Origin of the sequence: Arthrobacter sp. MYb224 (assembly GCF_002975455.1) — a bacterium.
GTDB lineage: Bacteria > Actinomycetota > Actinomycetes > Actinomycetales > Micrococcaceae > Glutamicibacter.
On sequence record NZ_PCPU01000007.1, the window covers coordinates 140,528 to 158,416 of the forward strand.

At 57.6% G+C, this 17,889-nt stretch carries 18 protein-coding genes, 1 tRNA gene and 2 riboswitches; of the genes, 9 read left to right on the forward strand and 10 right to left on the reverse strand.

The window, feature by feature from the left end; translation table 11 throughout:
• Positions 1-189: 189 nt before the first annotated feature.
• The 3 genes from CQ017_RS14130 to CQ017_RS14140 all read right to left on the reverse strand — a co-directional run bounded on the left by CQ017_RS14130 (position 190) and on the right by CQ017_RS14140 (position 3,329).
• The gene (locus CQ017_RS14130) at positions 190-1,041 is read right to left on the reverse strand and encodes a C40 family peptidase (RefSeq protein ID WP_258133673.1); all 852 of its coding nucleotides are present in this window, start codon (positions 1,039-1,041) and stop codon (positions 190-192) included.
• Positions 1,042-1,044: 3 nt separating this feature from the next.
• Positions 1,045-1,214: riboswitch (cyclic di-AMP (ydaO/yuaA leader) on the reverse strand.
• A gap of 124 nt (positions 1,215-1,338) precedes the next feature.
• Positions 1,339-2,370 carry a M23 family metallopeptidase gene (locus CQ017_RS14135; RefSeq protein WP_105554215.1) on the reverse strand — a complete coding sequence of 344 codons (1,032 nt, stop codon included), beginning with the start codon at positions 2,368-2,370 and terminating at the stop codon, positions 1,339-1,341.
• A 2-nt stretch (positions 2,371-2,372) separates the two neighbouring features.
• Positions 2,373-2,558: riboswitch (cyclic di-AMP (ydaO/yuaA leader) on the reverse strand.
• 78 nt (positions 2,559-2,636) lie between these two features.
• Complete coding sequence (locus CQ017_RS14140; RefSeq protein ID WP_096289201.1) at positions 2,637-3,329, reverse strand: metal-dependent transcriptional regulator; 693 nt, start codon at positions 3,327-3,329, stop codon at positions 2,637-2,639.
• 261 nt (positions 3,330-3,590) lie between these two features.
• Here CQ017_RS14140 and serC point away from each other — a divergent pair, with 261 nt between their 5' ends.
• Positions 3,591-4,712: a phosphoserine transaminase gene (gene serC, locus CQ017_RS14145; RefSeq protein WP_105554216.1), complete on the forward strand. Its 1,122-nt coding sequence runs from the start codon at positions 3,591-3,593 to the stop codon at positions 4,710-4,712.
• An 86-nt stretch (positions 4,713-4,798) separates the two neighbouring features.
• Here serC and CQ017_RS14150 read toward each other — a convergent pair whose 3' ends face one another.
• Both CQ017_RS14150 and CQ017_RS14155 read right to left on the reverse strand, forming a co-directional pair.
• Complete coding sequence (locus CQ017_RS14150; RefSeq protein ID WP_105554217.1) at positions 4,799-5,419, reverse strand: DUF3027 domain-containing protein; 621 nt, start codon at positions 5,417-5,419, stop codon at positions 4,799-4,801.
• Positions 5,420-5,422: 3 nt separating this feature from the next.
• Complete coding sequence (locus CQ017_RS14155) at positions 5,423-5,806, reverse strand: cold-shock protein (protein WP_096289207.1); 384 nt, start codon at positions 5,804-5,806, stop codon at positions 5,423-5,425.
• A gap of 244 nt (positions 5,807-6,050) precedes the next feature.
• On the opposite strand from CQ017_RS14155, the gene CQ017_RS17920 reads away from it, so the two are divergent.
• The 5 genes from CQ017_RS17920 (at position 6,051) to CQ017_RS14175 (ending at position 9,935) form a co-directional block, all read left to right on the forward strand.
• Positions 6,051-6,269: a hypothetical protein gene (locus CQ017_RS17920; RefSeq protein WP_146112497.1), complete on the forward strand. Its 219-nt coding sequence runs from the start codon at positions 6,051-6,053 to the stop codon at positions 6,267-6,269.
• A gap of 57 nt (positions 6,270-6,326) precedes the next feature.
• Positions 6,327-7,034: a response regulator transcription factor gene (locus tag CQ017_RS14160; RefSeq protein WP_096289209.1), complete on the forward strand. Its 708-nt coding sequence runs from the start codon at positions 6,327-6,329 to the stop codon at positions 7,032-7,034.
• A gap of 43 nt (positions 7,035-7,077) precedes the next feature.
• A complete protein-coding gene (locus CQ017_RS14165) occupies positions 7,078-8,610 on the forward strand; it encodes a cell wall metabolism sensor histidine kinase WalK (protein WP_105554218.1) in 1,533 nt (510 codons plus the stop codon).
• Between the two features lie 109 nt (positions 8,611-8,719).
• A complete protein-coding gene (locus CQ017_RS14170) occupies positions 8,720-9,010 on the forward strand; it encodes a WXG100 family type VII secretion target (protein ID WP_096289213.1) in 291 nt (96 codons plus the stop codon).
• A 34-nt stretch (positions 9,011-9,044) separates the two neighbouring features.
• Positions 9,045-9,935 carry a DUF4031 domain-containing protein gene (locus tag CQ017_RS14175; protein ID WP_096289215.1) on the forward strand — a complete coding sequence of 297 codons (891 nt, stop codon included), beginning with the start codon at positions 9,045-9,047 and terminating at the stop codon, positions 9,933-9,935.
• 115 nt (positions 9,936-10,050) lie between these two features.
• On the opposite strand, the gene groL is transcribed toward CQ017_RS14175, so the two are convergent.
• The 3 genes from groL to CQ017_RS14190 form a co-directional block, all read right to left on the reverse strand.
• Positions 10,051-11,688 carry a chaperonin GroEL gene (gene groL / locus CQ017_RS14180; protein ID WP_096289217.1) on the reverse strand — a complete coding sequence of 546 codons (1,638 nt, stop codon included), beginning with the start codon at positions 11,686-11,688 and terminating at the stop codon, positions 10,051-10,053.
• Between the two features lie 289 nt (positions 11,689-11,977).
• Complete coding sequence (locus tag CQ017_RS14185) at positions 11,978-12,580, reverse strand: LytR C-terminal domain-containing protein (RefSeq protein ID WP_105554219.1); 603 nt, start codon at positions 12,578-12,580, stop codon at positions 11,978-11,980.
• 45 nt (positions 12,581-12,625) lie between these two features.
• The gene (locus CQ017_RS14190) at positions 12,626-12,916 is read right to left on the reverse strand and encodes a DUF3263 domain-containing protein (RefSeq protein WP_096256066.1); all 291 of its coding nucleotides are present in this window, start codon (positions 12,914-12,916) and stop codon (positions 12,626-12,628) included.
• Between the two features lie 154 nt (positions 12,917-13,070).
• On the opposite strand from CQ017_RS14190, the gene CQ017_RS14195 reads away from it, so the two are divergent.
• Complete coding sequence (locus CQ017_RS14195; RefSeq protein ID WP_255248544.1) at positions 13,071-13,844, forward strand: uracil-DNA glycosylase; 774 nt, start codon at positions 13,071-13,073, stop codon at positions 13,842-13,844.
• Here CQ017_RS14195 and CQ017_RS14200 read toward each other — a convergent pair.
• The gene (locus CQ017_RS14200) at positions 13,841-15,511 is read right to left on the reverse strand and encodes a threonine/serine exporter ThrE family protein (RefSeq protein WP_258133678.1); all 1,671 of its coding nucleotides are present in this window, start codon (positions 15,509-15,511) and stop codon (positions 13,841-13,843) included. The genes CQ017_RS14195 and CQ017_RS14200 overlap by 4 nt on opposite strands.
• 198 nt (positions 15,512-15,709) lie before the next feature.
• On the opposite strand from CQ017_RS14200, the gene CQ017_RS14205 reads away from it, so the two are divergent.
• The gene (locus CQ017_RS14205) at positions 15,710-16,765 is read left to right on the forward strand and encodes an Atu2307/SP_0267 family LLM class monooxygenase (RefSeq protein ID WP_258133679.1); all 1,056 of its coding nucleotides are present in this window, start codon (positions 15,710-15,712) and stop codon (positions 16,763-16,765) included.
• Between the two features lie 76 nt (positions 16,766-16,841).
• On the opposite strand, the gene CQ017_RS14210 is transcribed toward CQ017_RS14205, so the two are convergent.
• Positions 16,842-16,918 (reverse strand) — tRNA-Val (locus CQ017_RS14210).
• A 403-nt stretch (positions 16,919-17,321) separates the two neighbouring features.
• On the opposite strand from CQ017_RS14210, the gene CQ017_RS14215 reads away from it, so the two are divergent.
• Positions 17,322-17,888 (forward strand): GNAT family N-acetyltransferase, encoded by a 567-nt coding sequence (locus tag CQ017_RS14215; RefSeq protein WP_141393627.1) that lies wholly within the window; start codon positions 17,322-17,324, stop codon positions 17,886-17,888.
• The last annotated feature ends 1 nt before the right edge of the window (position 17,889 follow it).

Genomic DNA, 17,889 nt, shown 5'->3' on the forward strand with positions numbered 1-17,889 from the left:
AGAAGTTGATGACGACGAGCTCGTCGCAGTTAGATCTCTTGCCGTTAGCCTATGCGATATATTGCCGATTTGGCTTCAAGATTAGGAAGATATTCGTTGATTTTCATCGCGAAGTAGCCCGTAGTTCACCCGGTTAAACGACCATTGGCCACTGAACATTACGTTCGATGGCCAATGGGAGCAGGCTGCTTAGCCAGCTAGAGTGTAGTAACCGTACATCGGGTTGCGGGTCACCGAGTGGATCATGGTATCCACGGTTGGGTTCTGCGCGCCGATCATCTGGCCTCCACCTAGGTAGATGCCTACGTGGCCGCCACCGTTCTGGAACACCAAGTCGCCCGGCTTCGGGCTGCTGGTGCGCTTGAACTGGCCGGATCCGAGGATCGCGGAGGTGCCACGAGCGATGTTGATGCCGTGCTGCGCGTAGACGTACTTCACGAAGCCAGAGCAGTCCCAGCCGCTTGGAGTGTTTCCGCCCCAGACGTATGGAACGCCCGAGTACTTCGAAGCCGTAGCCGCGATACCGGTGAGGTTCTTGCTCGGGACCGAGGATTCCTGCTTGGTGGATTCCTTCTTGGTCTCAGTTGGCGCGCTCTGCTGGCCATTGCCGCCGCGGTTCTGGCGGGTCATTGGTGCCATGGAGTCCGAGCTACCCGAAGAATCGGAGTTGCCCGAGTTTTCGCGAGTGGTTGGCTCGATGTCATCAGCGACAGCGATAACGACCGGCTCGGGCTTTGGCTCAGCAGTGAAGCTGGCGCGCTCGATCTCGACGTTATCCGCCTTCTTGGTGGATACCTTGACTGCCTTGACAGCAACGCGTTCCGGGTTGATCGTGTCAACCGGGGAAGCTGATACGTCACGTGGGGCGGTTGCCTGACCTGGTACGCCCAGGGTGACGATCAGACCGGACGCAGCAGCAACAACGGCTGCCTGACGTCCGACCGAGCCTGCATTCGAGGACACTGCCTGCGAAATGCTAGCAAGTGGGTTGGTACGTGCTGCTGGGGCGCGGTGGCGTCCCGGCGCTTGACGCTTGGTCACAATAAAGCCTCTCCTTGATACCTACGAGGTAAGCTGTCGGGTTCGAAGTGGAGTTACCTCGGTGGATTCGAAGTTTCCTTCTCTTCCACTTAACCCCTAGGGTTGTTAGCCAAAACTAACGACCCGATGTTGGTTCCCCCGTCACTGCCGTACGAGTTGTGTATAACTGCTCATTGCGCGTTGGCAGTGCTCGGTTCTCACGCAATGTTGCTCAAGGATTCCCCTTGGCACGCTGTTTAGCCTATAGGACTATCTTTCAAATGTCACGTTTTGATCACGGTAAGGTGACGAACGTCGTTATAACCAGCCGGCGGGGTCTTTGAACTGACCGTCGACAATTACTTCGAAGTGCACATGCGGTCCGGTGGAATTACCGGTGCTACCAGCCAAAGCGATGACATCTCCGCGCTTGACGGTGTCTCCCACGTTGACTAGTAGTTGCGAATTGTGGCTGTACCCGGTTTCCAGGCCGTTTCCATGGGCCAAGGTGACCCGCTGACCGGAATGACCTGCCCATCCGGAGACTGTGACCTTGCCCGATGCTGCGGCATAAACCTTTGTGCCGCTCGGCACACCGTAATCTGTGCCACTGTGGATCATGAAGCCGGCGCCAGTTGGGTTCTTGCGGTGCCCAAAGCTTGAGGTAATGCGGTTGCTATCCACCGGACGCTCGAGCAATCCACCGGTCGAACCGACCTTCTGAATGTCGCCGCCGGAAGCGGTGAGGATTTCAGAGAGCTTTTCTTCGTTGGCCACCTTGGGGTTGATGTCGGACTTCAAAGCCGCACGCTGCACATCTAAGCCAGCATCGCTTGGAGCTTTAACATCGACCACTGCGGAAGTTGCGGTGCGCTGCGCGCCCGCTACCACTGGGCCCTCTTCAGGCACGGCGCTACTGAGCTGCGGAGAAACCGCGGCTAGTGCCAAACCCGATACCGCGGCAACAGCAGCGATCTTGTGGGTAAACCCAAGTCGGGAAGTCTTTTTTGGCGAAGCGCGAAGGCTCTGAACGAGCTCTTCGTTACTTGCTACTACGCCTTCAGGCGCAACAACTGGCTTAGCTGTAGGTAGGGCAATGACGTTTCCGTCAACATCCTGGGTAGCAAGAGTTTTCTGCGTTGGCGCAACGCCGTAACGCTGACCCGACTCAAAGCGGCGCCCGACATAATCGGCGCAAAGCGGCTCTGGAACTGCTACTGCTTCGACAGCGGCTGCGCGTGATGCGCGGCGACCAACGGATCGTTCTGTGGCGGCCGCTGCGATCTCAGTGATCGCATCGATCTCGACGTCTGCGGCACGGCGTCGACCCGTCGTCCTGGTTTCTGCCAAAACATTCCTCTCATATCTACACCTGCGAAGTTAGCTGTCGGGTTCGGCCCTGAGATTGGTCCGGTCCTGCCTGTTGGCATGACTTCACCCCAAGACGAAGTATTCGTCGAATGAGTGGGTTCCCCGCTATTGCCCTTAAAAATCATTTCGCATCCAAGAGGCAGGACAATACTCGGCGTTTACGCTCTCGGAATCGGCACCAGTTAGACAACTGGCACCCTTTGATAACCCTACCGTTCGATCGGAAAAGTTACAATTTCGTTACCTTATTTAGTGCGTACAAAAACGTGCGCACTGACTTCGACTGGCAGTTCCAGCGCACCTTCGACGCCCTGCACGCGAACCACGACGTAATCATCTGCGCGCTCTAAACTAACGATCGCTCCGGGCCGGATTCCGCCTTCGTTCAGTTGTCCGAGCAGGATTGGGTCGGTCTGGATCGGCTCTGCAAGACGCTCAATGGCCACCGGGCCAATGTTCCCGGAGAGCAACGCGTTATCTAGATTCTCGACCTCATGTGAGATTTCGGTTACTTTTGGCCCGCCAAGGACTTCAAGCCCGGGAATTGGGTTGCCGTACGGAGAGACCGTGGGCTTGCCCAGCAGGTCGTATAAACGACGCTCGACACGCTCGCTCATCACGTGCTCCCAGCGACACGCCTCATCATGTACATATTCCCATTCAAGACCGATCATGTCCGATAGCAAGCGTTCGGCCAGCCGGTGCTTACGCATCACGCCCGTTGCCAGTTCGTGACCCTTTTCGGTTAAGGCAAGATGACGGTCGGTAGAAACCACAACGAGCCCATCGCGTTCCATTCGAGCGACTGTCTGCGACACGGTGGGGCCGGAATGCCCCAGACGTTCTGCGATTCGCGCGCGCAAAGCCACGATCTCCTCTTCTTGAAGCTCAAGAATGGTACGCAGGTACATCTCGGTTGTATCAATTAGGTCAGACACGTTAGCCACTCCTGGAAGTCACAACAGTTAGGTTCGCATAAGAAATCGGAACGTCAGTATGCAACTCTACTTGGTATAGCCGCAATCCCTGCGACGGCCTCGTAGTTTGCATGTCGTAACCGACGGTCTCGTTTTTCTCTCATCTCCCGCAGTTTGCGAAGATGTTAACTGAAACGTCGTAACTATCCTGAACTATTCCTTCGCGCTCGCGATCGGTCGGGAAGTCAGCACCTTCAATCAAAACGCTATTAGAGGAGCGAGATGAGCACCGGCATCAACATTCCAAGGAACCTTCTGCCAGCCGACGGACGATTCGGCGCAGGACCGTCCAAGGTTCGCCCCGAGCAAATTCAGGCAATCGTGGACGCAGGTGCCGACCTATTGGGCACCTCCCACCGTCAGGCGCCGGTCAAGAATCTGGTTGCGTCCGTGCAGGATGGCTTGAAGGAAATGTTTAGCGCACCCGAGGGTTATGAGGTGCTTCTCGGAGTTGGCGGCGCCACCGCATTCTGGGACGCTGCAGCATTCTCCCTAGTGCGCAATAAAGCTCAGCACTTGTCCTTTGGTGAATTCGGCTCGAAGTTTGCCAACGCTACCGACAAGGCCCCATTCCTTGCGGCCTCCTCGATTATCACCTCCGAGCCTGGTTCGGTTCCGAGCCCCGTTGCCGAAGCTGACGTGGATCTCTATGCCTGGCCGCATAATGAAACATCCACTGGCTCCGCTGCCCCGGTCAAGCGCGTTCCGGGTGCCAACGAAGATTCACTGATCGTCGTTGATGCAACGAGTGCCGCTGGCGGCTTGGATGTAGATCTGGCGCAGACCGACGTGTACTACTTCGCCCCGCAGAAGAACTTTGCTTCCGACGGTGGCCTCTGGATTGCATTCGCCTCCCCCGCAGCAATTGCACGCATCGAGGAGATTGCAGCTACCGATCGTTGGATCCCAGACTTCTTGAATCTGAAGACTGCGCTGGACAACTCGTTGAAGAACCAGACCTACAACACGCCGTCGTTGACCACCTTGGTGACTCTCGATGCGCAGGTCAAGTGGATCAATTCCAATGGCGGCTTGAAGTGGGCGGCGGCTCGCACCGCCGAGTCAGCTGGCCAGATTTACGCATGGGCCGAGGCTTCAAAGGTTGCCACGGCATATGTAGCCAACCCGGATCACCGCTCAAACGTCATCGCCACGATCGACTTCGACGACTCGGTGGACGCGACGGAAATCTCCAAGGCGCTGCGCGCCCACGGCGTGGTGGATGTTGAGCCATACCGCAAGCTCGGCCGAAACCAGCTGCGTATCGCGACCTTCGTGGCTATCGATCCGAGTGATGTCGCGGCACTGCTGAAGAGCATTGATTATGTCATCGAGCAGCTCTAACTTCTGAGCGAGCAAAAGCGATCCGCGGTTTCACCCCATTGGGGCGAAACCGCGGATCGCTTTCGTTTTTCTAATGCCTCGCTCCGCTAACTTTCCTTGCGTGTCCGGTTACGCTGGGCTGCGCGGCGACGAGCCGCCGTGCGTTGCGCGGTGCGTCGCCGACGCACCTGACGGCGCGCAGGGGTTTTGATTCCCTGTTCGGACGTCGCCTCCTGTTGGCCGGTTGCTTCGTGTTCGGCTGTGGCATTGGTCGGCTCCGACAAGTCCTCCAGGGTTTCGTTCCCAGCGGGATCGGCAGCGGTGTTCTCTGCGCCGGAGTTCTCAGTTGCGGTTGCACTAGGGTCAGGTTCATCCTTGGGCTCTTTGGCCTCGGCTTCCGCCGCCTCGATTTCTTCTTTGACTAAGCGCTCGGCCCACGGGACCCATGCCGGTGCAAGAAGTGCGTCTTCACCGGCAACAATGCCAGCTTCGCAAACGGTTAGGTCTTTAGCTTTTGCTCGTGGCACCCGTGCGATTGTCGCGAACCAAGTCCAGCCCCGATAACCCTTTTTCTGGGAGACAAATCGATGGGTGACTAATCGTTCACCTTCGGGCGTGGCTCCGAGATACTCACCGATCTCCGTTTCTGCCGCGATCTCGATGAGTGCGTTGCGCGCAACATCAACCGCTTCCGCGAGGGTGGTGTCTAACTTGGGTTTACGGGCCATTATTTAAACGTCCAGATCATCGGCTACCGCGCGTAGCACGGTAGCAACCTTTTTGCCGTGTGCTTGTTCAGGATATCGCCCCTTGCGCAAGGTATTGGATACCTGATCAAGAACCTTGATCAGATCCTCGATCATTGCGGCTTGCTGCTCGGGATTCTTCCGTTTTGCGCGAGCCACCGACGGAGCTTCCTCCAAGATGCGCAGGCTCAGCGCTTGAGGACCACGGCGGCCTTCGGCCACGCCAAACTCCAGGCGTGTGCCCGGGCGCAGATCATGAACGCCTTCCGGCAGCGCCGCGGCGTTCACGTATATCTCTTTACCATCTTCGGTGGTAATGAATCCGAAGCCCTTGGCCTTTTCGTACCACTTAACCTTGCCGCTAGGCATGATCCCTTACCTCGTTCGTTTCTCGTGCTGTAGCGCAAATCAGTGCAACTAATTTACTTCACGCTACGCCTTTTCATATCTCCGGATCCATGGAGCATTCATCCGGGTCGTACATATACTTCTACCGGGTGCTCAACGTACGGATTCGAATTAAGTCGAATACCTTAGATTATGACACCTTGAGGCCCGCAACTTCACCTTGAGTCACGGCGGCTGCATTAGAAGCGCTGTATCGTTAATAGCCGTGAGCGCTTCATCGATTACCTTGACCGTCATTTCCCGCACCGCAATTACACTCGCGGTCCTCTCGGCATTGTCCCTCATGACGGTCCTCGTGTTGTATTTCAAGGAAATTTCAATCCCGCCGATCATCATGGCATTCGGCGTTTTCGGTTTACCTCTGGCCTTCATACTGGCCGGCGTGGTCATCATCGGTAATATCCGAAAACGCCGCAACAGCTAACCGCCACTCCCAGAGGGCTCTCAGCAGACTCCCAGTCTCCGCGTGCACACTGGGTTTATGAGTGCAAAAACCCCAGAGGCCAAACTCCTTGTCGTGGATGACGAACCTAATATCCGCGAACTTCTATCAACGTCCCTGCGATTCGCCGGTTTCCAGGTGGTCGCCGCAGCCAACGGCCGCGAGGCTCTCGCAGCCGTGGAAGCAGAAGAACCAGATCTCGCGGTTCTGGACGTCATGCTTCCAGACATGGACGGCTTCACCATCACCCGCAAGCTACGCGCTGCCGGACGGCACTTCCCCGTGCTGTTCCTGACTGCTCGCGATGACACCAGTGACAAGGTCACCGGCTTGACTGTCGGTGGAGATGATTACGTCACCAAACCATTTAGTCTTGATGAAGTTGTCGCCCGCATTCGTGCGGTGCTACGCCGCACCGCGACGGGCGAAGAAGAGAACGCCACCATAGTGGTCGCCGACCTTGAACTTGATGACGACGCACATGAGGTGCGTCGAGCAGGCGAGGTCATTGATCTATCGCCTACCGAATTCAAGCTGCTGCGCTACCTGATGATGAACCCGAACCGCGTACTGTCCAAGTCACAAATCCTGGACCATGTCTGGGAGTACGACTTCAACGGCGACGCTTCGATCGTTGAATCATATATTTCCTATCTGCGTCGCAAGGTTGACCGCCCCGAGTGGCCTGCTCTGATTCAGACCAAGCGCGGCGTCGGATACTTGATGCGTACCCCGGACCGCCGCTAGGGCCGATGCCGCTTGGTGGCCCAAGGGATTGTAAAGTCATTACATGCAGGCATTTAGAACGCTGTGGCGTCGCACTTCGTTGCGCACCAAATTGGTGATGTTGATGTGCGCGCTGATGATCTGCGGCGTCGGCGCCACGGCGTTCGGCTCCGCACACACACTTCGCATCTCGATGACCAACCAGATCGATGATCAGCTCAACGTTGCTGGCCCCACCATGGGCTTTGGCCTGAACAAGGCCTACCAGTATTCCTTGGACAATGATCAATCTGGCAGAAACGCTGGCATCGATTCAACGTTGCTGGGGCTGAACCGCTCCTATGCGGACATTCGAGATATAAACGGCAAGATCGTCTACATCATGCCTCGAAGCCGGGTTACCCCCGGTAACACCAGCGACACTCCCCTGCTCGCGCCAGTGCAAATGGCCGAGCTGGCTAAGACACCGTGGGCACCCGTGACCATTCCGGGCATCCACTCCGGCTCGGCCGGCTGGCGTGCCATGATCGTTCCGCTGCCTACCAGCGAGATGAATGTTTTCATTGCGCTTCCGTTGGAAAACGTTAATGACACGGTTCAAAAGACCGCCATCCTCGTCTTATCAACCGGCCTGTTGGCGACCTTGCTCATGTCAATGATCGCCTACGGATTAACCTCCCGGTCATTGCTTCCGCTGATCCGCGTCGAACGCACCGCAGCCATGATTGCCGAAGGAGATCTATCCCAGCGTGTACGCAATTATCCGCCGGAAACCGAAGTCGGCAGACTCTCCCGCTCCTTGAACGCAATGCTTGCACAGATCGAGCGGGCCTTCCGCGACCGTGAGGCCTCGGAAAACAAGATGCGTCGTTTTATCCAAGACGCCTCTCATGAGCTGCGCACCCCCCTAGTGACCATCCAGGGCTATTCGGAGTTCTACCGCCATGGGGGACTTGCCGACTCCGAAGCGCTGGATTCAGCTATGGGACGTATCGAAGCCGAATCCAAACGCATGGCTCACCTGGTCGAAGACCTGCTTATGCTGGCCCGGCTCGATGAGCAGCGCCCCCTCGAAAAGCAATCGGTCGACCTGCTGGTACTCGGACAGGACGCCGCCGAGGACACCAAGGTCCGAGCGCCACTACGCAAAGTTACCTTGGTCGGATTGGACACCAAGTATCCTTCTCCAGCCAGCACGGTCGGCGATGACGCGCGCATCCGCCAGGTCATTGCCAATTTGATCACCAACGCACTGCGCTACACCCCCGAAGACTCAGCTATCGAGATCGCCGTGGGAGTTCGTTCTCTCGTGGCAGGTGCCATGGATGCGGTGCTCGAGATTCGAGATCACGGACCGGGCATTCCAGAGGATGACGCAAACCGTATCTTCGAGCGCTTCTACCGCACCGATAGCTCGCGTCAACGCGAAACCGGCGGCTCGGGCCTGGGGCTGGCGATCGTCGCCGCGATCGTCCAGCAGCACGGCGGTTCGGTTGCGCTGAGCGAAACTCCTGGCGGGGGCGCAACCATGGCCATCTGCCTGCCCTATGTGCCGATGCAGGAGCCGCGTGACCACGAGCAGCAGGACGAGGACTAGAACCCGCGTTTATGTTGTCCACAGCATGTGGGAGCTTCGCGCTGCGCTTGTGCTGCCCGCCCTATGGTGATCTCATCTATCGGATCTCCCCGTAAGGCAGGATCACCCCATGAGTACCTTTTCAACCAACACCGGCGAAATGCAGGTCAAGTCGCAGGCGGTCATGAACACCATCGACAGGTTGCGCTCCGAAGTTTCCACGATGCAGATGAATCTGGATCAGCTTCAAAGCACCTGGCAGGGTTCGGCCGCCGCTTCCTTCCAGTCGATTGTGGCCGAATGGCGCAGCACTCACGTACGCATCGAAGAGGCCTTGAGCAGCATCGCAACGGCGCTAAACCATGCGTCCATGCAGTATGAAGAAGTCGAACAGGTCAACACCTCGCTGTTCCGCTACTGAGCCGTTGGAGCGGGTCCCTCGGTACGCTTAGATCATGAGCATACTGATCGACCCGCCACGCTGGCCCGCTCACGGGACACTCTTTTCCCATTTAGTCTCCGACACCTCGCTGCTGGAGCTGCACCAGTTCGCCAGCCGCATGGGCATCCGGCAGAGAGCCTTCGACAGGGACCACTATGATGTGCCGCAGGAACGCTACGAAGAGTTCGTGGCGGCCGGAGCCCAGGAAGTCTCTGGTAGCGACTTGGTCCGCGCCTTAGTCCATTCCGGACTTCGGATCCCTGCCCGGTTCCGCCCCGAACGGCTCAATCCCGCATTGCTGAAACGGTGGGAGCGGACCTTGCCCGGGCAACGGGCCATGGCTGAGGATTTATTGCTTCGCTGGAGCCAGAAGCACCGCCGCTATCACGATCGAGTACACCTGCTCGCGGTCCTTGAGTCATTGGACTGGCTCTGCGGCACACAGGTTGAGGCGCAGGATCGGCAAATATTGGAGTTGGCTGCTTGGTTTCATGATGCCGTCTACGATGGCACCGCCGAGGACGAAAAAGATTCTGCAAACTTAGCAGCGCGCAGCTTGCATGGGCTGATTACCGATAGGGCTCTTGCCAAGGTTCAACAATTGATTCTGCTGACCATCGAGCATCGACCTGCCGAAGGCGATCTGCTCGGAGCGTTGCTCAGCGACGCAGACCTAGAGGTTTTGGCACGACCAGCCAAGGCCTATCAACGCTATGCCCAAGCTATCCGGGACGAATACGATCATGTGCCGGCAGCAGACTTTGCCCGAGGCCGAGCAAGCATTCTTCGTGAGCTCCTGCGAAAAGACCGGCTGTATTGCACCGCGTCTGCTCAGGAACGCTGGGAAAAACAAGCACGGGCGAACCTTGAGGCCGAGCTTGACCGACTCCACGTGCAAGCCTGAGAACGCTCAAACGCACTCTGCTTGCCGGTTAACGACCCGAGGGCCTGCTTCGTGGTGAAGCAAGCCCTCGGGTTCAGGTTGTCCTGCGAGACAGGTGCCTGGGAAGTACGGAAGCTTAGAAGCCGCCCATTCCGCCCATGCCACCCATGTCGTCGCCACCTGGCATGGCAGCGCCAGCAGGAGCTGGCTTATCTGCAACGACTGCCTCGGTGGTGAGGAACAGACCTGCGATAGATGCAGCGTTCTGCAGGGCCGAACGAGTCACCTTCACTGGGTCATTGACGCCGGCTTCCAGCAGGTCAACGTACTGACCGGTGGCAGCGTTCAGGCCGTGGCCAGCTGGCAGGCCCTTGACCTTGTCGGCGACTACGCCTGGCTCCATGCCGGCGTTCAGTGCGATCTGCTTCAGTGGTGCTTCGATGCCAACACGAACAATGTTCGCGCCGGTGGCTTCGTCGCCTTCCAACTCAAGCTTGGCGAATGCTGCGGCGCCTGCCTGAATCAGAGCCACGCCACCACCGGCGACGATGCCCTCTTCAACAGCTGCCTTAGCGTTACGCACAGCATCTTCGATGCGGTGCTTGCGCTCCTTGAGCTCCACCTCGGTTGCGGCGCCGGCCTTCAGCACAGCGACACCACCGGAAAGCTTTGCGTGGCGCTCCTGCAGCTTCTCGCGGTCGTAGTCCGAATCGGTGTTCTTGATTTCGGCTGCGATCTGCGCCTTGCGGCCCTCGATAGCGTCGGCGTCGCCGCCGCCTTCAACGATGGTGGTCTCGTCCTTGGTGATAACGACCTTGCGGGCGGTACCCAGAACTTCGAGGCCAACGGTGTCCAACGACAGGCCGATTTCCTCGGAAACAACCTGGCCACCGGTCAGCAGTGCGATGTCGGTCAGCATTGCCTTGCGACGATCGCCGAAGCCTGGAGCCTTGACGGCTACAGACTTGAACAGGCCACGGATCTTGTTCAGGATCAGGGTGGCCAGTGCTTCGCCCTCTACGTCTTCGGCGATGATCAGCAGCGACTTGTTCGACTGCATGACCTTCTCCAGCAAGGAAACCATATCCTTGACCGAGGAGATCTTCGAGTTGACGATCAGGATGTAAGGGTCTTCCAGCACGGTCTCCTGACGCTCAGCGTCGGTGACGAAATATGCGGAAATGTAGCCCTTGTCGAAGCGCATGCCCTCGGCCAGCTCCAGCTCAAGGCCGAAGGTGTTGGACTCTTCTACGGTGATAACGCCCTGCTCGCCAACCTTGTCCAGTGCTTCGGCGATCAGTGCGCCGATTTCTGGATCGCCAGCGGAGATCGAAGCGGTAGCAGCGATCTGCTCCTTGGATTCGATCTTCTTAGCAGCGGTGAACAGCTCGGCGGTGACGGCTTCTACAGCCTTGTCGATGCCGCGGCGTAGCGCGATTGGGTCGGCGCCGGCAGCAACGTTGCGCAGGCCTTCCTTGACCAGAGCCTGAGCGAGCACGGTAGCGGTGGTGGTACCGTCACCGGCGACGTCGTCAGTCTTCTTGGCAACTTCCTTGACGAGCTCGGCACCGATCTTCTCGTATGGATCCTCGAGCTCGATTTCCTTGGCGATGGACACACCGTCGTTGGTGATAGTGGGTGCGCCCCACTTCTTCTCCAAAACAACGTTGCGGCCGCGTGGGCCCAAGGTCACCTTAACGGCGTCCGCCAGAATGTTCAGGCCGCGCTCAAGTCCGCGGCGTGCTTCCTCGTCAAATGCAATCATCTTGGCCATAGTGGCTTTCGGTCCTTTCGGGGACGATTTTGCGAAAATGCAACCGACAGACAGCGCCCGCGACGGACGAGCACACCGTTGCCGGCATCGGGCCGACAATTCGGATTAGCTCTCGCTATCTGAGGTATTCTTCACGCTCCGTGCGTTGAGCAACCGCCGAGACGAAAGGGTTCGATTCTAAAACGAACAACCGATCGGCATTAGCAGTCGTAACGCATGAGTGCTAATACAAATATTGGCACTCTCGCATGGCGAGTGCAAGCTGATCGGCTGTGAGCGAAGCTAATTATTACTTCGAGTTCAACGTATCGTCAGCGCCAAGGACGACCGAAACTCGGTTGGGGATGTTCCGGGTCTGCAGAACCTCATCGATGTTCAAGACTTCGGCGGCTTTTTCCGCGGTGGTCCGGTAGGCCTCGGACATGTAATACACCGTCGAGGTCTCGGCGTCTCGGGTCCAATTATCCGTCACGATATTCGTGAAATCAGCCTCGGCAAGCAATTCTTCGCCTGCCCCTGCAGCTCCTGCAATACTTGCGCCGTTGTACACGCCGATGAGTTGTCCGTACAACACGTCAGCGTCATCGATGGTGCTAGACGGAGTTGCGCTTTCGGATGCGGCTTCGCTTTGGTCAGAAGAGCCTTCGCTCTCCGCCGGTGCCGAGGTTTGCCTCGGTTCGGACCCTGCTAGACGATCGGCAACGCCTGGACCAAAGAAGAATCCGGCACCACCAATCAACAACACCGCAATCGCGGACAGAACTACCCAACGAAGCTTGCTGTCCTTGCCCTTGGTGGCGGCAGACTGCGCCCAGCCGTGGGCATGATGCGACCCAACGCGGGTACTAAACTCCGGAACGCGATCGAATTCGTCACGTGGGTAGTTGGTCATTCTTGTCCTTGCTCGAGGTCTGGCTGGCCGAGGCCGGCTATGAACTTAGCGTTCCCCGCCGACGGTACCGCTCACACGACGCTTAGTAGATCGAAGTCTACGCAACCGCTTTACCAGCATTGGGTCATAGGCCATCGCCGCATCCGTGTCGATCAGCTGGTTGAGTAGCTGATAGTAGTTTGTCGGCGAGATAGAGAACTGCTTGGTAATAGCTTGTTCCTTGGCTCCGGCATACTTCCACCACAGCTTCTCCATGTTCAAGATCTGTTGCGAACGCTCATCCAGCTCGGAATCGGGGTTCATCACGAAATCCACTAAAACCTCATTGCCAGCCATACGTTCACCTCATCCTAGAACTTCGAAAAGTCGGGTTTATTCATGCATATTTATCCACGCGTGGTGGACACACCACCGATATTCTAACCAATCAACCAACGCCGTGCCGTGTAACGCGGCACAACCGCGCCGGAAAACCGGCAGAATGATTGCCATGAACAACGAGCAGCCCGCCCTTTTCGACGCTCCCGAGCCTACCGCGCCGCCGGCATATTCCACCGAAGACTTCCCCTTCTTCTTTGGTGCAAAATCGCTGGCAAGTCGCGGGTTTATCGCCGCGGATTGGGTTTCCACTTTGGAACCGCTCGATGGCGTGTTGCAGGAAATCGCACGTAAGTTGGCGGCACGCTCACAGGCTGGCGAGCAGATACTCCCGGCCCCAGAGGTGATGTTGCGCGCACTATCGCTACCCGTAGCCGAGATCAAAGTCCTGATCATGGGTCAAGACCCCTATCCGACGCCCGGACAGGCGAATGGCTTGGCCTTCGCCGCAGCGAAGAACGTGCGCCCCCTGCCGCGTAGCTTGCGCAACATTTACAAGGAGCTGTTCGTAGATCTTGGCGTGCCCGAAGCTGGGCATCCAGACCTCGGCGCCTGGCATGAGCAAGGGGTCATGCTGCTCAATCAGGTTCTCTCTGTGACTGCGTCTAACGCCGGCAGTCACCAGAAGCTTGGCTGGGCACCGGTAGTTGAAGCGATTATCGCTACGCTCAATGCCCGCAAGGTGCCGGTGGTGGCTGTTCTGTGGGGTGCCCACGCACAGAAGCTTGGTACCCTGATGAACAATATGCCCCAGCTTCGCAGCGCTCATCCTTCCCCGTTGTCCGCTTCACGTGGATTCTTTGGGTCAAAGCATTTTTCGCAAATCAATAGGCGCCTGGCCGAAATCGGCCAGGCGCCTATTGAATGGAAACTGCCGGCCGGCTAGCGGCGGCGGATGCGTCGGCGTTCGCGCCGTGCGTTGGAGGCCAGCGGACGGCACAGTGTGTCGCCGAAGACCACACCACCGGCGATGGACAGCATGATTGCAAACGCGTTGAACATTTCCACCAGGCCGGCGAACATTTCATCCACCTCGAAAACGATGCCGTACATGGCCCGGAAGATCATCAGGCCAGGCAGCATGAACATGACCGCGGGGGCTGCGATCACCAGCTGAGGTGAATTCAGCTTGTCCGCCAGGAAGCGCGCAGCGAAGCCAATGGCCGTGGACACCACCGCTGGCGTTGCCCGAGCGCCAAGCCCGACCTGCTCCGCCAAGAGCAGCACCAGATAGCCGCCGACCGCGATCAACGCGGTAGGCAGCAACAAGCGCTGTGCGGTCTGCTCGGTGACCGAACCGGCCAGAATGGCGACTGCTACCAAGGCGATCAGCATCCATGTCGGATAATCGGTGGCGACGATTTTATGGACATCCACCTTGTCCCCGCCCAATACGGATGAAACCACCAACGCCGCGGAGATCCCGGAAAGTATTGCCGTATAGGTCAACCCAGCGGAAAATAGACGTCCGACCGCGGTGACCGGGAAGCCATTGATTGCGTCTTGCAGCGCCGAAACAAATCTGCCAGAAGGCAGCAGAAGCAAGATGCCACCAGAGACTACCAACGCCGGATCCAATGGTGCGTGGACCTGATGGCTAAGCAAGGCTATTCCGGTGACGGTAAAAGTCGAGGTCGCCACGGTGAAGAACTCTGGGACCCGCCATCGGGATCCATACCGGCCTATCTGCGAGATCAGCCAGGACGAAGCCATCGCGACGAGTGCACCGAGCCATGAACCGCCGATGAACAGGACGAAGGCGGCGGCGAAAACCGATTGGCCAACCGCAACGAACCAACGCGGGAAAGGCTTCGGCTTCCGTGTGATCCTTTTAAGCCGCTTGGCAGATTCGGTCCGCGAAACACCGCCAGCGATGATGTCCGAAACCAGCTCGTGCACCATCACCATGCCCGCGTAGTTCGTAGTGTACGAACGCACCACGCGCAGGATAGAGTAGCTCTCAGCTTCTGGCGGGCTGTAGTTCAGGTGCAACGATTGATTGGTGATATCCACGTCTAGGTGGCTAAGCCCTAGGGCTGCGGTCACCGCGATGATGCTGGTTTCCACTTCCAAAGCACCAGCCCCATAGCGAATCAGCGTTTCGCCAAGGTCCAGCGCAAACTCCATGGTTCGCCGCGCCGAAGCATCTTGATCGACGTTGACCCTAGGGTTCGCGTAGGGGGTGCCGCGCAATCGGTCAACGACCTTCAGCGCCTCAGTCGGCGGCGTATCCGAGATCCACATTTTTGCCAGCAAACGGCGAGCCACCGGGTTGGCCCGTGTAGGCATCAGTGTAATGCCGTCATCAGAGGTGTAGACCTGGCCGGTACGCGACTCGATATCCGCCACGTCCGCTGACGCAACGCTCGCACTTACCGCGGTATTTAGCGGTAGCTCGGAGGCCATGGTCGTCTCAAAAGACGCCGTCTCGGGAAGGTGCCCCATGTTGATTTCACTCGTCGAAATACGAGGTAGCGACCCGGCCAATGGCGAAGGATCTTCTCCTGGATTTTTCGAATCCGCGTGCTTCTCACCATGGTCTTGCTGCGCCACGAATCACTCCCCCTAGGCTCTTGTTCTATTCGTCATCCTCACGATACAACCACGGCAAGTAAAGCGGGAGAATGGAATCAAAATAGGCCGAGTATCCCTGAACACATCTGGCATTTTTGCTGTCGGAAATAAATTTATCGGTGGACTGGTTACCCACTTAGATGCAATTGCATGGAAATCTAAGAGAAGAGGATCATTGTGAGTTCCATCGGTCAAACAAGCCTCCGGCCTGAAATTGGTGTTGAAACTTTCGGGGATCTCTCCGAAGACCAGCAGGGCAAGCAGTTATCGCACGCTCAGGTTATTCGCAACGTCATCGTCGAAGGGCAGAAGGCCGAAGAAGTTGGCCTTGATTTCTTCGGCGTTGGTGAACATCACCGAGACGATTATGCTGTATCGTCGCCGGAAATAATTCTCGCGGCGCTGGCGCAAGTCACCGACAAGATCCGCCTCGGTACCGCGGTAACGGTGCTCTCCAGCGATGACCCGGTTCGGGTGTACGAGCGCTTCGCAACGCTCGATGCCATCGCGCAGGGACGTGCCGAAATTATCGCCGGACGCGGATCCTTCATCGAGTCCTTCCCGTTGTTTGGGCTCAACCTCGAGGACTATGAGTCTCTCTTCGAAGAAAAACTCGATCTCCTGGCTAAGGTCCGATCCGGAGAGCCCGTGACCTGGTCTGGAGAACACCGCGGCGCTTTGAACAGCCAACAGCTGTACCCGCTATTGGAAAACGATGCGCTCACCACTTGGGTGGGCGTCGGCGGCAGCCCGCAGTCGGTACTTCGCGCCGCTCGCCACGGCCTTCCACTCTTTCTCGCAATCATTGGCGGCCAGCCATCAGCCTTCGAGCAGCTAGTTCAGCTTTACCACCGCGCGTTGAAAGAGCTGGGCAAGCAACCTCAAAAGGTGGGTGCGCACTTCCACGGATTGGTTGCACCGACCGATGCGGAAGCTCTCGAACTGTTGTGGCCGCACTATCAGCGCACCATGAATCGCTTGGGCGCCGAACGCGGCTGGCCGCCGGTTAGCAAAATGCGCTTGGAGGCCGCTATGGGGCCTGAAGGTTCCATGATGGCCGGTAGTCCGCAGACCGTCGCCACCAAGATGGCGAAGGTCACCAGAAGCCTCGGACTAGGTCGAGTAGACATCAAATATTCGGCAGGCTCTTTGCCACACGAGACCATGCTCGAGAGCATCGAGCTGCTTGGCAACGAAGTCAAACCGCTGGTTCACGAGTTACTCGCCAAATAACCACCGGCAACGCGCGATCCACTAAAAGCAGTTAAATAAAGAGAAAACCACCGCCGGCGGTGGTTTTCTCTTTATTTGGTGGATCTTACTGGACTCGAACCAGCGACCTTTCGCGTGTGAGGCGAACGCTCTAACCAACTGAGCTAAAGATCCATCTTTGCGTCAACCTCCCGGTCAAGCACCTAAACGATCTTAGCGGTCTTTGCCTTGGCCGCAAAATCGGCGCCAGCTGCCCCACAGCTAGCGGCTACGTCGCCCATCACGCCACCGTCCTAGGGCAGGAGCTCAAGAGAAAAGCCGACTACGGCAGACCTAAAATAATAGTGCCTTTCGTTTATCTAGATTTCACTTTATTGCCCCTATTTTCTCTTGCTAACGAGCAGAGATTGAATGCATAATTTTTTTAGTTCCTCGAGCTCATACTGGGCCCTGCAAGGACGTTGCCGTAAGCCACCGGCTGCGGTCCCCTGAAGGCCAACGAAACCCATTGCTCTGCGTCCCACACAACAGCAATAGCCAGATAGTTCGTTCGTCTTAGCATTTAGGACGGTTCCCAGTGCGCCCTACCCTTCGCTATGCCCTGTCATCAACAGCTCCTGCTGGTGCCGCACGCACCGAGATGGCGACTTTGTATCCGGAAATTGATGATCGATGGAATCAAAAAATTGACCGCGCACGTTGTGTGGTCAGCGTCCGTGACTCAGGTGTTCTGGTCGCAGCCGGAGTCGTGCACGACGCGGTGCTGGCTCCAACTAGCGCCATGGGCGCGCTTGAATTAGGCTGCATGGCGGTCCGCCCGGAATATCGGCGCCAAGGCATACGCCAGCAAGTGACAGACCTACGCCTGGAGTATGTGGTGCAGGCAGGCTGCATACCCATCACCGTCATCGATTCGGCAAATCCCAGCTCCTGGGCAGCCTACGAACGCTCCGAGCGATGGGAACGCGAACGAACTTTCGAATCCGACGGGCGGACCAAGTACATTTATCGCGCCACTGCTCTCGCATCGGATTGGTTGTCTCCCCCACCGCAGCGTGACATCGCCTCCAGCACACTGGCTGGCCACTCGGTTCGACCTTTGCCGAGCTCTTGGCATTCGCCACAAGTTCACACAACCAGATGAG